Source organism: Acidovorax sp. CF316, from assembly GCF_000276605.1.
Taxonomy (GTDB): Bacteria; Pseudomonadota; Gammaproteobacteria; order Burkholderiales; family Burkholderiaceae_C; genus Acidovorax.
In genome coordinates this window covers 1-13081 of sequence record NZ_AKJX01000123.1, presented here as the reverse complement: position 1 = coordinate 13081, position 13081 = coordinate 1, and the positions used below count along the sequence as shown (strand labels likewise).

13 protein-coding genes and 1 tRNA gene are annotated in these 13081 nt (G+C 68.8%); 8 read left to right on the top strand and 6 right to left on the bottom strand.

What is annotated here, in order from left to right; translation table 11 throughout:
- Positions 1–16: 16 nt before the first annotated feature.
- The 3 genes from PMI14_RS34240 to PMI14_RS14955 all read left to right on the top strand — a co-directional run bounded on the left by PMI14_RS34240 (position 17) and on the right by PMI14_RS14955 (position 2015).
- Complete coding sequence (locus PMI14_RS34240; protein WP_238541847.1) at positions 17–121, top strand: AraC family transcriptional regulator; 105 nt, start codon at positions 17–19, stop codon at positions 119–121.
- Between the two features lie 145 nt (positions 122–266).
- Complete coding sequence (locus PMI14_RS14960; protein ID WP_007855708.1) at positions 267–1271, top strand: tripartite tricarboxylate transporter substrate binding protein; 1005 nt, start codon at positions 267–269, stop codon at positions 1269–1271.
- Positions 1272–1274: 3 nt separating this feature from the next.
- Entirely contained in the window at positions 1275–2015 is a 741-nt protein-coding gene (locus PMI14_RS14955) for an aldolase (RefSeq protein WP_007855705.1), read from the top strand.
- On the opposite strand, the gene PMI14_RS14950 is transcribed toward PMI14_RS14955, so the two are convergent.
- Positions 1979–2887 (bottom strand): LysR family transcriptional regulator, encoded by a 909-nt coding sequence (locus tag PMI14_RS14950; protein ID WP_238541846.1) that lies wholly within the window; start codon positions 2885–2887, stop codon positions 1979–1981. The two genes, PMI14_RS14955 and PMI14_RS14950, sit on opposite strands and share 37 nt — an antisense overlap.
- Before the next feature lie 76 nt (positions 2888–2963).
- On the opposite strand from PMI14_RS14950, the gene PMI14_RS14945 reads away from it, so the two are divergent.
- From PMI14_RS14945 to PMI14_RS34905, 4 genes are all read left to right on the top strand, one after another.
- On the top strand, positions 2964–3575 hold the full coding sequence (locus tag PMI14_RS14945) for a hypothetical protein (RefSeq protein WP_007855702.1): 612 nt from the start codon (positions 2964–2966) through the stop codon (positions 3573–3575).
- 62 nt (positions 3576–3637) lie between these two features.
- Positions 3638–4015 (top strand): hypothetical protein, encoded by a 378-nt coding sequence (locus tag PMI14_RS14940; protein ID WP_007855700.1) that lies wholly within the window; start codon positions 3638–3640, stop codon positions 4013–4015.
- Between the two features lie 213 nt (positions 4016–4228).
- On the top strand, positions 4229–4684 hold the full coding sequence (locus PMI14_RS14935; protein WP_146187919.1) for a hypothetical protein: 456 nt from the start codon (positions 4229–4231) through the stop codon (positions 4682–4684).
- A 488-nt stretch (positions 4685–5172) separates the two neighbouring features.
- Positions 5173–5406 carry a YdeI/OmpD-associated family protein gene (locus PMI14_RS34905; protein ID WP_007855697.1) on the top strand — a complete coding sequence of 78 codons (234 nt, stop codon included), beginning with the start codon at positions 5173–5175 and terminating at the stop codon, positions 5404–5406.
- Here the strand turns inward: PMI14_RS34905 and PMI14_RS14920 are convergent, their stop codons facing one another.
- On the bottom strand, positions 5407–6612 hold the full coding sequence (locus tag PMI14_RS14920; protein WP_007855695.1) for a DJ-1/PfpI family protein: 1206 nt from the start codon (positions 6610–6612) through the stop codon (positions 5407–5409).
- A 162-nt stretch (positions 6613–6774) separates the two neighbouring features.
- On the opposite strand from PMI14_RS14920, the gene PMI14_RS14915 reads away from it, so the two are divergent.
- Entirely contained in the window at positions 6775–7782 is a 1008-nt protein-coding gene (locus PMI14_RS14915) for a GlxA family transcriptional regulator (protein ID WP_007855693.1), read from the top strand.
- 126 nt (positions 7783–7908) lie between these two features.
- Here the strand turns inward: PMI14_RS14915 and PMI14_RS14910 are convergent.
- The 4 genes from PMI14_RS14910 to clpP all read right to left on the bottom strand — a co-directional run bounded on the left by PMI14_RS14910 (position 7909) and on the right by clpP (position 12836).
- Positions 7909–7984, bottom strand: a tRNA-Gly gene (locus tag PMI14_RS14910).
- A gap of 157 nt (positions 7985–8141) precedes the next feature.
- Positions 8142–10568 carry an endopeptidase La gene (lon, locus tag PMI14_RS14905; protein ID WP_007855692.1) on the bottom strand — a complete coding sequence of 809 codons (2427 nt, stop codon included), beginning with the start codon at positions 10566–10568 and terminating at the stop codon, positions 8142–8144.
- A gap of 190 nt (positions 10569–10758) precedes the next feature.
- Complete coding sequence (clpX, locus tag PMI14_RS14900) at positions 10759–12024, bottom strand: ATP-dependent Clp protease ATP-binding subunit ClpX (protein ID WP_007855690.1); 1266 nt, start codon at positions 12022–12024, stop codon at positions 10759–10761.
- A gap of 203 nt (positions 12025–12227) precedes the next feature.
- Positions 12228–12836: an ATP-dependent Clp endopeptidase proteolytic subunit ClpP gene (gene clpP / locus PMI14_RS14895; RefSeq protein ID WP_007855689.1), complete on the bottom strand. Its 609-nt coding sequence runs from the start codon at positions 12834–12836 to the stop codon at positions 12228–12230.
- Positions 12837–13081: the final 245 nt, after the last annotated feature.

Below are 13081 nucleotides of genomic sequence, written 5' to 3'. Positions count from 1 at the left end.
GGGCCCGTTGGCCGATGTGGCGGCCGCCGCGCAGTACGCCAGCCAGTCGCACATGGGCACGGCGTTCCGCAAGGCATTCGGCACCACGCCCGCAGACTACCGCAGCCGCACCAGCCGCTGACCGGCATGGCGCCTGCGCCGTGGGCGCGCGAGCCATAACTCCCCGTCATGGCGGAGTTGCCCCCGGGCCACTGCCGCGATGAAAAGGCCGTACCTAGACTGCGTGGACCGCTTCGGCGGCCCCACTCCCCACCCGAGGTACACCGATGAAATCACGCTTTCGCCCCCTTGCCGCGCTGCTGCTGGCCAGCCTGATGGGCACCGCTCTGTCCGTGTTCGCGCAGCCAGCGCCCACCCCTGCAGACCGTTACCCCAGCCGCCCCGTGCGCATCGTCATCGGCCAGGCCCCGGGGGGTGCGGTGGACACCATTGCCCGCCTGGCGGCAGAGCGGCTGGCCACCCGCCTGGGCCAGCCGGTGGTGGTGGACAATCGGCCCGGCGCCGGCGGCATGCTGGCGGCCGAGACCGTTGCACGCGCCGCGCCGGACGGCTACAGCATCGGCCTGCTCGACGTCGGCGCGCTGGCCGTGAACCCGGTGCTGCAGCCCAAGGTGTCCTACGACGTGGCCAAGGACTTCCGCTACATCGGCACGGTGGCCAGGATCCCGCTGGTGATGGTGGCCCAGCCCGGCATGGCGGCCGCACCCCGGCCGGCCGAACTGATCGCCTACGCCAAGGCCCACCCGGCCAAGCTGACCTATGGCTCGGCGGGCGTGGGCAGCCCGCCGCACCTGGCCTTCGAGACCTTCAAGGCACGCTCGGGCGTGTTCGTCACGCACATCCCCTACCGCGGCGGTGCGCCGGCGCTGGCCGACGTGGTGGCCGGCCATGTGGACCTGACCTTCATCGACACCAACCTGGCCAGCCAGTACCAGAAGACGGGCAAGGTGAAGGCGATTGCCGTGGCCACGCTGGAGCGCAGCCCGCTGATGCCGGACGTGCCCACCTTCCACGAATCGGGCCTCAAGGGCTTCGACTTCGCGCCCTGGGTGGGCGTGGTGGGACCGGCGGCGATGCCGGCGGAGGCCTCTGCACGCCTGGCCGCCGCGCTGGAATCCGTCGTCACCAGCGCCGAATTCGCCACGCGCATGCAGGCCCTGGGCTTTGCGCCCTTTGCCAGCACCCCTGCGGACTTCAGCGCGCTGATGCGCACGGAGCTGCAATCCAACCGCGCGCTCATCCAGGAGCGCGGCATCAAGCTGGAGAACTGAGCCATGCACGAAAAAACCCTGCACCTGGACCCTGTCGCAGGCAGCGGCACGCGCGACGCCCGCCCTCGCAACACCTTCGTGGATGCCTGCCACATCCTGGCCCACCAGGGCCATGCCTGCGGCCTGGCCGGCCAGGTGACCATGCGCGATGGCGATTCGTCGCGCATGTTCACGCTGGCCCTGGGCACCGGGCTGGAAGAGGCCGGCGAGGCCTCCACCCTGCTCATCGACGAGCACCTGGCCACGCTGGAGGGCCGCGGCAAGGCCAACCCCGGCGTGCGCTTTCACAGCTGGATCTACCGGCACCACCCCGGTGTGCGCGCCATCGTGCACACGCACCCGCCCGCCCTGTCGGCCCTGTCGATGCTGGGCATACCCATGCCCGTGGCACACATGGATGCTGCCGTGTTCCACGAGGACTGCGGCTACCTGGCGCACTGGCCGGGCGTGCCCACGGGCGACGACGAGGGCGCGCTGATCTCCGGCGCGCTGGCGGGCCGGCGCTCGGCCCTGCTGGTCAATCACGGCATCGTCTGCACCGGGGCCACGCTGCAGGAGGCCGTTTACCTCAACGTGTTTGCCGAGCGCAACGCGCGCATGTGCCTGGATGCCCTGGCCATCGGCCCGCTGCAGCCCGTGGAGCCCGCGGCCGCGCAGGAGGCGCACGACTTCCTGCTCCAGAGCGCCATCGTCAACGGCACCTTCGACTACTGGGCGCGCCAGGCGGCACGCGCCGCGAACTGACCGATCACCTGCAGCGCGGCCGCCAGCGCCTGCGGCGGCTGGGGGCCGGCGCGGTGGATCACCACCACCTGCCGGCCCAGGTCGGCATCGGCAATGGCAAAGCGGGCCAGGCCGCGCGGGGCCACGGCCAGTTCGGGCAGCGCGCCGGGCAGGATGACCATGCCCACGCCAGCCGCCGCCAGGTCCAGCGAGGCGCTGACCGAGCTGCACTCGGCGGCGATGGCCAGGGGGCCGGGCAGCTCGCGTTCGATGACACGCCTGAGGGCATAAGGCCGGGGCGGCACGATCAGCGGGCGCTGCGCCAGCGCAGCCACCGTCAGCGGCACGGCCTGCGCCCCCGGCGGCAGCAGGCCATAGGCACACATCTCCTCGTGGTACAGGCGCTGCACCTGCACCGCATCGGTGTTCACCGCCAGGTCGTAGACCATGCCCAGGTCCGCGTGGCCGCGCACCACCTGGTCCACCACATCGGGAGAGCTGGCCGTGTCCAGCCGCACGACCAGCGCCGGATGGGCCTGCCGCAGGGCCGCCACCACGGGCGGCAGCAGGTAGGCGGCCAGGGTGTTGACGCTGGCGATGCGCACGTAGCGCACGGCGTCGGCAGCAGAACGTACCGTGTCCAGCGCGGCATCGAGCAGCGCGAACTGCTCGGCCACGCTTTGCGCCAGGCGCTGGCCCGGCGGGGTGAGCGCCATGCCGCGCCCGTGGCGCGTGAACAGGGCGCATTCGAGAAAGGACTCGAGTGCGCTGATCTGCTTGCTCACCGCGGGCTGGGTGAGGCCGAGCTTGTCCGCAGCCTTCTGCAGCGAGCCGCCCTGGGCTGCCAGCAAAAATGTGCGCAGCAGGCGGTCCTTGTCGTGCATCGCAGCCATTCTATGCAGCCATCGGCGAATCTGCAGGCCCCTAGAATGATCCAGCCCCGCCCCTGCCTCACCACCCACCATCGCCATGCGCCATGCATTCGCTACACAGCAGCCCGCCCGCCCCACCCGACACCGTGCGCGGCGCCTTCTTGCGCACCTCGTGCTGGCCATGGGCCTGGGGGCCGGCATGATGGCCCACGGCGCAGGCACGCCGCCCGAACGCCCGCCCGCCGGCACCGAGGTGGACGAGACCCGCAGCGTGGCCCAGCGTCCGCGGGCACCGGCGTCCTGCCTGTCGGTGCAGTTGAACGGCATCACCGTGCTGCTGGACCGCGAGGCCCTGGCACGCCAGGCAGCGGCCAAGCCCACGCAATGGAAGACCGAGGCCGAGCGCATGGCGCTGATCGAAGGGCGCCGCGCAGCCGCCCTGCTGGAAGCGGCCGGCAGCGCCCGGGACGGCCACGGCTGCAGCCAGGTCACGCAGGCGCTGGACGGTGAAGACCAATGGGTACTGCTGGCCCACCTGGAGCGCGGGCAGGCCGCGGTGCTGCCCCCGGGCGCCAAGGAGCCTGTGCCCGCCGTGTCCATCCGCTACCTGGGCACGCGCTGCGGCCCCACCTGTGGGCGCGGGCACATCATGGTGTCCGTGCCGGGGCAGGCACGGCCCTTTCTGGTAGCGGATTGGTGGGTGGCCTGAAGCGCAGCGTCCCTCCCCGGGCCGCGCTGGTTGTGGCCGCCGCAGCAGCACTGGCCGGGGCCATGGCATGGTGGCTGCTGCACCAGCCGCACACGCCCGCCAGCGCCATCGCCGAGGCCCAGGCCTTCGTGCGCAATGTGGAGCAAGGCCGCTTTGCCGCCGCCCATGCGCGCACGGCACGCAACGGGGCTACCGGGACCACGCTGGAGCAGTTCCAGGCCCATGCGGCCCGCAACCTGTGCCCACCCGCACAGGTGGGCTACACCCTGCCCCTCCAGTCCCATGGCAACCGCCTGCGCCGCTGGCTCGCAGGGCGCGAGGTGGACGAGCCCCAGGTCACCGTGGAATTCCAGGGCAGCCCCTGCCTCTTCGGCATCGTCCTGCGGCGCACGGGGCCAAACCAGTGGCGCATCGTGCGCTTTGCCAGCCACGCGGGTTGACGCAAAAGCCCCTTTGCCAGGCCGTGGGATCAGACAGGGCCGCTATGCTTGCCATCCCAGTCCACCGCCGACCCAGAGGCCCGCGTGCTCCTCCCATCCCGCCTTTGCGCCCCGATGCTGTGCTGCTTCGCCCTGCTGCTGTGCAGCACCGGAGTACAAGCGCAGGGCACCACCCGCGCCGCCGCCGGCCCGGCCGTTCCCTGCAGCAAGCACATGACACCTTCCACCTGGCAACTCCTGCCCCGCCAAGGCATCTCCTGCGGCGCCTTGAAGATCGACTTCGGCCAGCCGCGTGCGGCCCTGCGTGCGGCCATGGCCTCCGCCGGCTTCGTGCCGCCCAAGCCCGACCGCTACCAGGACGAGGACGATTTCCAGAGCGCCGACAAGGCCACCTTCATCCGCGTGCGCTACGACGCCGGCGACAAGGTGCAGGACATCGAGTTCCTGGGCGGCACGCTGGCCTACCAGGGCGCACCGCTGCACGGCGGCACCACCTTTGCCGAAGTGAAAAAGCGCTTCAAGGCAGCCAAACTGCAGCTGCGCGATACGCAGTGGCTGGGTGATGGCCAGGACTGCCCGGAACTGGGTATCAACATCGCCACGCGCGAGGACGTGGGCGGCGACGGTGACGGCATCGAGTGGGTGATCCTGAGCAGCACCTTCAAGTAAAAAAAGCGCCACCCGCCCGACCGCCAAGGCCCCGCCCCACGGCCCTGCGCGGCGCCCTGGTCCTGCCGCTCATCTGGGCCACATCGCCGCAGCCGGCCGCCGCCCAGGGCTGCCTGCGCCTCGTCTGCGAGCAGGGCTCGCACCACGCGCGCATCACCACCGTCCACGGCTTCACCCGCTGCACCTGGGGCGGCCTCTGACCATCGATCGCCCCAAGGCCCCGGCCCCTGAAAATATCCCCATGCCCGCCACCGCACCCGACACCCTGCGCTGCACCGCCACCCTGGCCCGCAAGGACCCGCGCCTGCCCGTGTACGTGTTGCTGCCCCATGCCGTGGTCGCGCCCTGGGGGCTGCAGGCCACCACGCTTGTGGAAGGCACGGCCAACGGCCATGCACTGGGGCGGCGCACGCTCAAGCGCTGGGACACTTCCCCGCACTCGGCCTGGTTCCTGCAGTTCACCGCACCCCTGGTGCAAGGCAGCCGGCGTGGCCGCCGGCGATGCACTGCAGGTGGAACTGACCCGCGCGAGCACCGACGTGCCGGCCGAGCTGCAGGCCCTGCTCACGCAGTCACCCGGGCGAGCCGCCGCATGGCAGGGCCTCAGTGGTGCCATGCAGCGCGTGGCGATGGAGCATATCCGCGCGGGCAAGAGCCCCGCGACCCGCGAGCGCCGTGCAGCGCTGCTGGTGCAGCAGTGGGGTGGCGGGGACCCGCAATAGCTAGCTCCCTGCGCCGGGCTCCGCGCAGCCGCCGACACCGTCCAGCGGGTGGTGCTCCATCTCCAGTGCCACCCAGTCGCGTGTGCCCGCGCCATAGCGCCGGCCGATGTCGCACAGGGCGGCGTCCAGCACCTGCGCGGGCCTGGCATCCGCGTACAAGGGCAGTGCAGGCCATGGCGTGCCCTCGGGGCGCGGCGGCAGCAGCACGCGCAGCCCGCTGGCCAGGCGCAGGGGCGGCTCCACAGGGCGGCCCGCAACGGCCTGCACCGTGAGCCCGGCGAGGCGGTGCGTGCGGCTCCACGCATCCATGGCCAGCGCGAGCCCGATGTCATCGGCACCGTCCCCGATGCCCACGGCCATGCGCCCGCCCGCCCATCCCCGGGCCTGGTTGGCCAGGTACACGGCCACGCGCCGTGCCGAGAGGCCAAAGGCTTCGCTCGGATGCTCCGGCCCGAAGGACGCTGCCCCCACCTGCTGCGCCAGCGCCTGCGCGGCGGCAGTACCGCCCAGGGCCTCGACCAGCGCGAGCGACACGGGGACGGACGCGGACACCCCGGTGGTGGTCACCACGCCCCGGTCGGCCAGGTAGCGCTGGCCGGGGACGTGGCGGGCCGTGGGGTGGCGGGCTTGCAGCGTGCGCCGGTCGGCCCAGTGCCCTGTAAAGCCGCGCCCGTCGAGCAACCCTGCCCGGCCCAGCACGCGCGCGCCCGAGCAGACGCCGACGATGGCGGCCCCCTGGGCAGACTGTCGGCGTACCCAGTCCAGCAGGGCCGGGTCGTCGTCCACCTGCATGGCGGGCACCACCACGCAGTCGGCCCCTTGCGGGTGCTGCCGGTCGAAATCGTCCAGCCCGCAAGGCACCTCCACCCGCAGCGCGGGCAACAGGGCCACCGGCCCCCGGCGCAGTGCCACCGCCTGCACCCGCGCCACGCCCGAGCGGGCCAGCACCGCGTGCGGCACGAGGAAGTCCGTGATCTCCGTGCCCGCGTTGTGCGCGAGCACGGCGACCACGGGCCGACGGGAGCCGCCCGCAGCACGCAGGGAGCGCCGCAGCTCGTCGGCAAAGACCTGGCGCGACTGGCGGGGCACGGCACCCGGGGCCGGGCGCTCGGCGGTGGCGGCACAGCCGCAGGCAGCCGTGCCGGCCAGTGCCAGGCAGCAGGCCAAGGCCTGGCGGCGATTGAGGGAGGAAGCAGAAAACACCATGGGCAAGCAGAAGGAACGGGGCGCGAACGCGGTGCGGTGACGATAGGCGGCCCCACCGCCTGCGGTCGGACAAAACACCTGCGCTTTCCGCCAACCCTTCGCCGCGGCCGGCAACCCCGGCGCGCGATAGCATGCCCCACCCTTGCCACACGCCCCCAGCCCATGCCCCCCAGCAACGCATCCGACCCGCAACCCGCTTGTACCGAGGTGGTCTTCATCGCCTTCGACGGTGTGCAGATGCTCGACGTGGCCGGGCCCATGGAGGTGTTCGCGGTGGCCAACGAGCACCTGCCGGCGGGCGCCGCGCCCTACCGGCTGACCCTGTGCTCACCCACCGGCCAGCCCCTGGCCACGCACGCCGGCCTGCAGCTGGGCCCGGTGGTCGCGCTACAGGACGCGCCCCCCGGCATCGACACCCTGGTGGTCACCGGCGGCAGCGAGCAGGCCCTGCTGGCCGCCGCAAGCCACCCCGCCTTGCGGGACTGGATGCAGGCCCGGGCACCGGCCGCGCGCCGCGTGGTGGGCGTGTGCACGGGCGCCCTGGTGCTGGCCGCCGCAGGCCTGCTCGACGGGCGCCGGGCCACCACGCACTGGAACCGCTGCGAGCTGCTGGGCTCGCTGGGCACGGCCATCGAGGTGGAGCCGGACGCCATCTTCGTGGCCAGCCACCCGGTCTACACCTCGGCGGGCGTGACGGCGGGCATCGACCTGTGCCTGGCGCTGGTGGAGGCGGACTGCGGCGCGGCCACGGCGCTGGCCGTGGCGCGCGAGCTGGTGCTGTTTTTGCGACGGCCCGGCGGGCAGTCGCAATTCAGCACCGGCCTGGCGGTGCAGGCCACGGCCACGCCGCCGATCCGCAGCCTGGCCACCGCCCTCATCGCCGACCCCACCGGCCCGTGCAGCAACGCGGCCCTGGCCGAGCGTGCCGGCATGACCGAGCGCACCTTTGCCCGCACCTTCCGCCGCGAGACGGGATTCACCCCGGCGCAGTTCGTGGAGGCCGCGCGCGTGGACCGCGCCAAGTCGCTGCTGGAAACGTCCGCCTGGCCGCTGGCCCGCGTGGCACAGCGCGCGGGCTTCACCAGCGTGGACGCGCTGCAGCGCGCCTTCATGAAGCGCGTGCGCACCACACCGGGCCAGTACCGGGAGCGCTTCGGGCCCGCGCGGTAAGACAACGGGCGCAAGCAGATGGGGCGGAATGAATGGGAGCGAAGGGACGGCAGAAAACAAAAAAGGATCCCGAAGGATCCTTTTTACTTGCCTGCAGTGCTTGTGAAAGACACCGCTTGCGAAATATGGAGCGGGAAAAGAGTCTCGAACTCTCGACCTCAACCTTGGCAAGGTTGCGCTCTACCAACTGAGCTATTCCCGCATTTTACCGAAGCCTTACATTGTACATCGTTTAGTACGTTGTGTGCTGCGATGGAATGAATTGTAGCGCATTTTTTGGGGGTCTCTGGAAAACCCCAGAAAAATTTGCAATCAATTCATTCCATCGACTTTTTCACCAGGGCTGTACCCGCACCCTCTCAGTGCTTGAGGCCGTCGGCCGCCGGTGCGCTGGCCTTCTCGGCCGAAGGCGCGGCCGCCACGGCCACTTCCTCATCGGTCAGCGGCACGGGCCGGCTGGCCAGTGCCACTTCCAGCACCTTGTCGATCCAGCGCACGGGCACGATCTCCAGGCCGCTCTTCACGTTGTCCGGAATCTCGGCCAGGTCCTTGACGTTCTCTTCCGGGATCAGCACCGTCTTGATGCCGCCCCGCAGGGCCGCCAGCAGCTTTTCCTTGAGGCCGCCGATGGCGGTGACTTCACCGCGCAGCGTGATCTCGCCGGTCATGGCCACATCGGCGCGCACGGGGATGCCCGTGAGCGCGGAGACAAAGGCCGTGGTCATGGCAGCACCCGCGCTCGGGCCGTCCTTGGGCGTGGCGCCGTCGGGCACGTGGATGTGGATGTCGCGCTTCTCGAACGCTTCGTCCTTGATCCCCAGGATGCGCGAGCGGCTGCGCACCACCGTGCGGGCAGCCTCGACCGACTCCTTCATCACATCGCCCAGCGAGCCGGTGCGCGTGATCACGCCCTTGCCGGGCATGGCGGCGGCTTCGATGGTCAGCAGGTCGCCGCCCACCTCGGTCCAGGCCAGGCCGACCACCTGGCCCACCTGGTTCTGCGCCTCGGCACGGCCGTAGGTGTACTTGCGCACGCCCAGGAAGTCGGGCAGGTTGTCGGCCGTGACGATGACCTTGGGCTCGAGCTTCTTGAGCTGCAGGCCCTTGACCACCTTGCGGCAGATCTTGGACAGCTCGCGCTCGAGCGAACGCACGCCGGCTTCCCGCGTGTAGTAGCGCACCATGTCGCGCACGGCGGGCTCGGTGATCTCGAGCTCCTCGTCCTTCACGCCATTGTTCTTGAGCTGCTTGGGCAGCAGGTACTTCATGGCAATGCTGGTCTTCTCGTCCTCGGTGTAACCCGACAGGCGGATCACTTCCATGCGGTCGAGCAGGGCCGGCGGGATGTTCATCGAGTTCGACGTGGCGACGAACATCACATCGGACAGGTCGAAGTCCACCTCGACGTAGTGGTCGCCGAAGGTGTGGTTCTGCTCGGGGTCCAGCACCTCCAGCAGCGCGCTCGACGGGTCGCCACGGAAGTCGGTGCCGAGCTTGTCGATCTCGTCCAGCAGGAACAGCGGATTGCGCGTGCCCACCTTGGACAGGCTCTGCAGCACCTTGCCCGGCAGTGCGCCGATGTAGGTGCGGCGGTGCCCACGGATCTCGGCCTCGTCGCGCATGCCGCCCAGGGCCATGCGCACGTACTTGCGGCCGGTGGCCTTGGCGATCGACTGGCCCAGCGAGGTCTTGCCCACGCCAGGAGGGCCCACCAGGCACAGGATGGGTGCCTTGACCTTGTCCACGCGCTGCTGCACTGCAAGATACTCGAGGATGCGGTCCTTGACCTTGTCCAGGCCGAAGTGGTCTTCGTTGAGCACGCCCTCGGCATTCACCAGGTCGTGCTTGATCTTGGTCTTCTTGCTCCACGGCAGGGCCGTGAGCACGTCGATGTAGTTGCGCACCACGGTGGCCTCGGCCGACATGGGCGACATGAGCTTGAGCTTCTTGAACTCGGCATCGGCCTTTTTGCGCGCCTCGGCGGGCATCTTGGCGAGCTTGATCTTTTTCTCGATCTCTTCCATGTCCGCGCCGTCTTCGCCTTCGCCCAGTTCCTTCTGGATGGCCTTGACCTGCTCGTTGAGGTAGAAGTCGCGCTGGTTCTTCTCCATCTGGCGCTTCACGCGGCCGCGGATCTTCTTGTCGACGTTGAGGATGTCCACCTCGCGGTCGAGCTGCTCGAACAGGTTTTCCAGGCGCGCCTTCACGTCCGACAGGTCGAGCACGATCTGCTTGTTCTCGAGCTTGAGCGGCAGGTGCGCGGCAATCGTGTCGGCCAGGCGACCCGGATCGTCGATGCTGGAGATGGAGGTGAGGATCTCGGGGGGGATCTTCTTGTTGAGCTTGACGTACTGGTCGAACTGCTGCATCACCGCGCGGCGCAGGGCCTCGATCTCGCTGGGCTTTGCGGCCTCGGCAGCGGGCTCCACGGGCGTCACGGTGGCGGTGAAGTGCGTCTCGCCGTCCTCGATGGACGCGACCAGCGCGCGCTGCTGGCCCTCGACCAGCACCTTCACGGTGCCGTCGGGCAGCTTGAGCATCTGCAGGATGGTGGAGACGCAGCCGACGTCGAACATGTCGGCCACCGAGGGCTCGTCCTTGGCGGCGGCCTTCTGGGCCACCAGCATGATGCGGCGGTCGGCCTCCATGGCCAGCTCCAGCGCCTTGATGCTCTTGGGGCGGCCCACGAAGAGCGGTATCACCATGTGGGGGAACACCACCACGTCACGCAAGGGCAACAGCGGCAGGTCGATGGGGGTGGCTGGCAGGGGGGTATGTCCGGACATGGAAATCCTCAGTTAACTCTGTGGCAGATGGTCCACATGTGGGGATTTTCAACCCCCTCCCCCAGCCGCGCTGGAAGAAGGGTTGAAGGGCAGCACCGAGGGCTGCCCGGCGCGGCGCATGCAGTCAGTTGCAGGCACCGCCGGGACATCTTGGAACGCTCAGAACGCGTGGGCTTGCGCTCTCAGGGCCCTAGGCCTTCTTGGCAGCCTCTCGGTACACGAGAAGCGGCGGCTTGCTTTCTTCGATGGTGGACTCGTCCACCACGACTTTCTCGACGTTGCTCTGGTTGGGCAGGTCGAACATGGTACCGATCAGCGACTGCTCCAGGATGGAGCGAAGGCCGCGCGCGCCGGTCTTGCGGGCCAGTGCCTTGCGGGCAATGGCCTTGAGCGCGGCGGGGCGGATCTCCAGGTCCACGCCTTCCATGGCCAGGAGCTTGCTGTACTGCTTGACCAGCGCGTTCTTGGGCTCGGTCAGGATCTGCACCAGCGCATCCTCGCTCAGCTCGGCCAGCGCCGTCACCACGGGCATGCGGCCCACCAGCTCGGGGATGATGCCGAACTTGATCAGGTCCTCGGGCTCGATCTCGGTGAACACCTCGGTCAGCGAACGCTGCTTCTTGCTCTTGACCGATGCACCAAAGCCGATGCCCGACGCCTCGGTGCGGTTCTCGATGACCTTTTCCAGGCCCGCGAAAGCGCCACCGCAGATGAACAGGATGTTGGTCGTGTCGATCTGCAGGAAGTCCTGGTTCGGGTGCTTGCGCCCGCCCTGGGGCGGCACGCTGGCCATGGTGCCTTCGATCAGCTTGAGCAGCGCCTGCTGCACGCCCTCGCCCGACACGTCGCGGGTGATGGAGGGGTTGTCCGACTTGCGCGAGATCTTGTCGATCTCGTCGATGTACACAATGCCGCGCTGGGCGCGTTCGACCTCGTAGTTGCAGCTTTGCAGCAGCTTCTGGACGATGTTCTCCACGTCCTCGCCCACGTAGCCGGCTTCCGTCAGCGTGGTGGCGTCGGCCATCACGAAGGGTACGTCCAGCATGCGCGCCAGCGTCTGGGCCAGGAGCGTCTTGCCCGAGCCCGTGGGCCCGATCAAGAGGATGTTGCTCTTGGACAGTTCGATGTCGTCCTTGTGCGCCTTGTCCTTGTGGCGCAGGCGCTTGTAGTGGTTGTACACCGCGACGGCCAGCGTGCGCTTGGCCTGGTCCTGGCCGATGACGTAGTTGTCCAGGTTGGTCTTGATCTCCAGCGGCGTGGGCAGGTCGCTCTTGGCGTCCTTGGCCAGCTCGCCCGAGGGCAGCTCGTCACGGATGATTTCGTTGCACAGGTCAATGCACTCGTCGCAGATAAAGACGGACGGTCCGGCGATCAGCTTCTTCACTTCGTGCTGGCTTTTGCCGCAAAAAGAGCAGTAGAGGGTTTTCTCGCTGGAGGAGCCTTTTTTCTCGGCCATGGGGGCAATGCCTTGTTACGGAAAGTTGTCGGGATGATAACCAAATAAAAAGCGGCGCTCTTTCCCGGGGAAACCGCCCTTGCGACCGGGGGTGAATGCACTGCATCCATCCCGGACCGCGGGCAGTTTTCATAACTTAACCCCGGCGCAACGCCAAGGCAAGCCAGGGAAACGAGCGCCGCCGCGCGATCGCACGGCCCCGATCAGGGGCGCTGGGCGATCACCTGGTCCACCAGGCCGTATTCCTTGGCCTCGTCGGCCGTGAGGAAGTAGTCGCGTTCGGTGTCGTTCTTGACCTTTTCCAGGGGCTGGCCCGTGCGCTCGGCCAGGATGCGGTTCATCTGGTCCTTGGTGCGCAGGATGTCGCGGGCGTGGATCTCGATATCGGTCGCCTGACCGCGCGCGCCGCCCAGCACCTGGTGGATCATGATCTTCGAGTTGGGCAGCGAGAAACGCTTGCCCTTGGCGCCGGCCGCCAGCAGGAAGGCGCCCATGGAGGCCGCGAAGCCCACGCACATGGTCGACACATCGGGCTTGATGAACTGCATGGTGTCGTAGATGGCCATGCCGGCCGTCACACTGCCGCCAGGCGAGTTGATGTAGAACGAAATGTCCTTGTCGGGGTTCTCGCTCTCCAGAAAGAGCAGCTGCGCCACCACCAGGTTGGCGGTCTGGTCGTTGACCTCGCCCACCAGGAAGATGATGCGCTCCTTGAGCAGGCGCGAGTAGATGTCGTAGGAGCGCTCACCGCGTCCGGACTGCTCGATGACCATGGGGACCATGCCCAGGGCTTGTGTATCCAGTGAACTCATTATTTCTCCAGTCAGGCACGTACTGTACCCAGAAATGAATTGGGGCTTGTGCACCAAAGCACAAGCCCCTGTATCAGACCGATGCCGAGCCGTCAGCAAAGGACGACCCGTATGCGCATCTTAGTTATCCCCAACGCTGCACACCACCTGCGTGGCATGAAACTGGCGCAACCCAGGCCAGCGCCCCCGTGCAAGGGCCGCCCCGCCGCACCGGGGGCGTCCCCCTCCCAGATTGCGAAGCAATA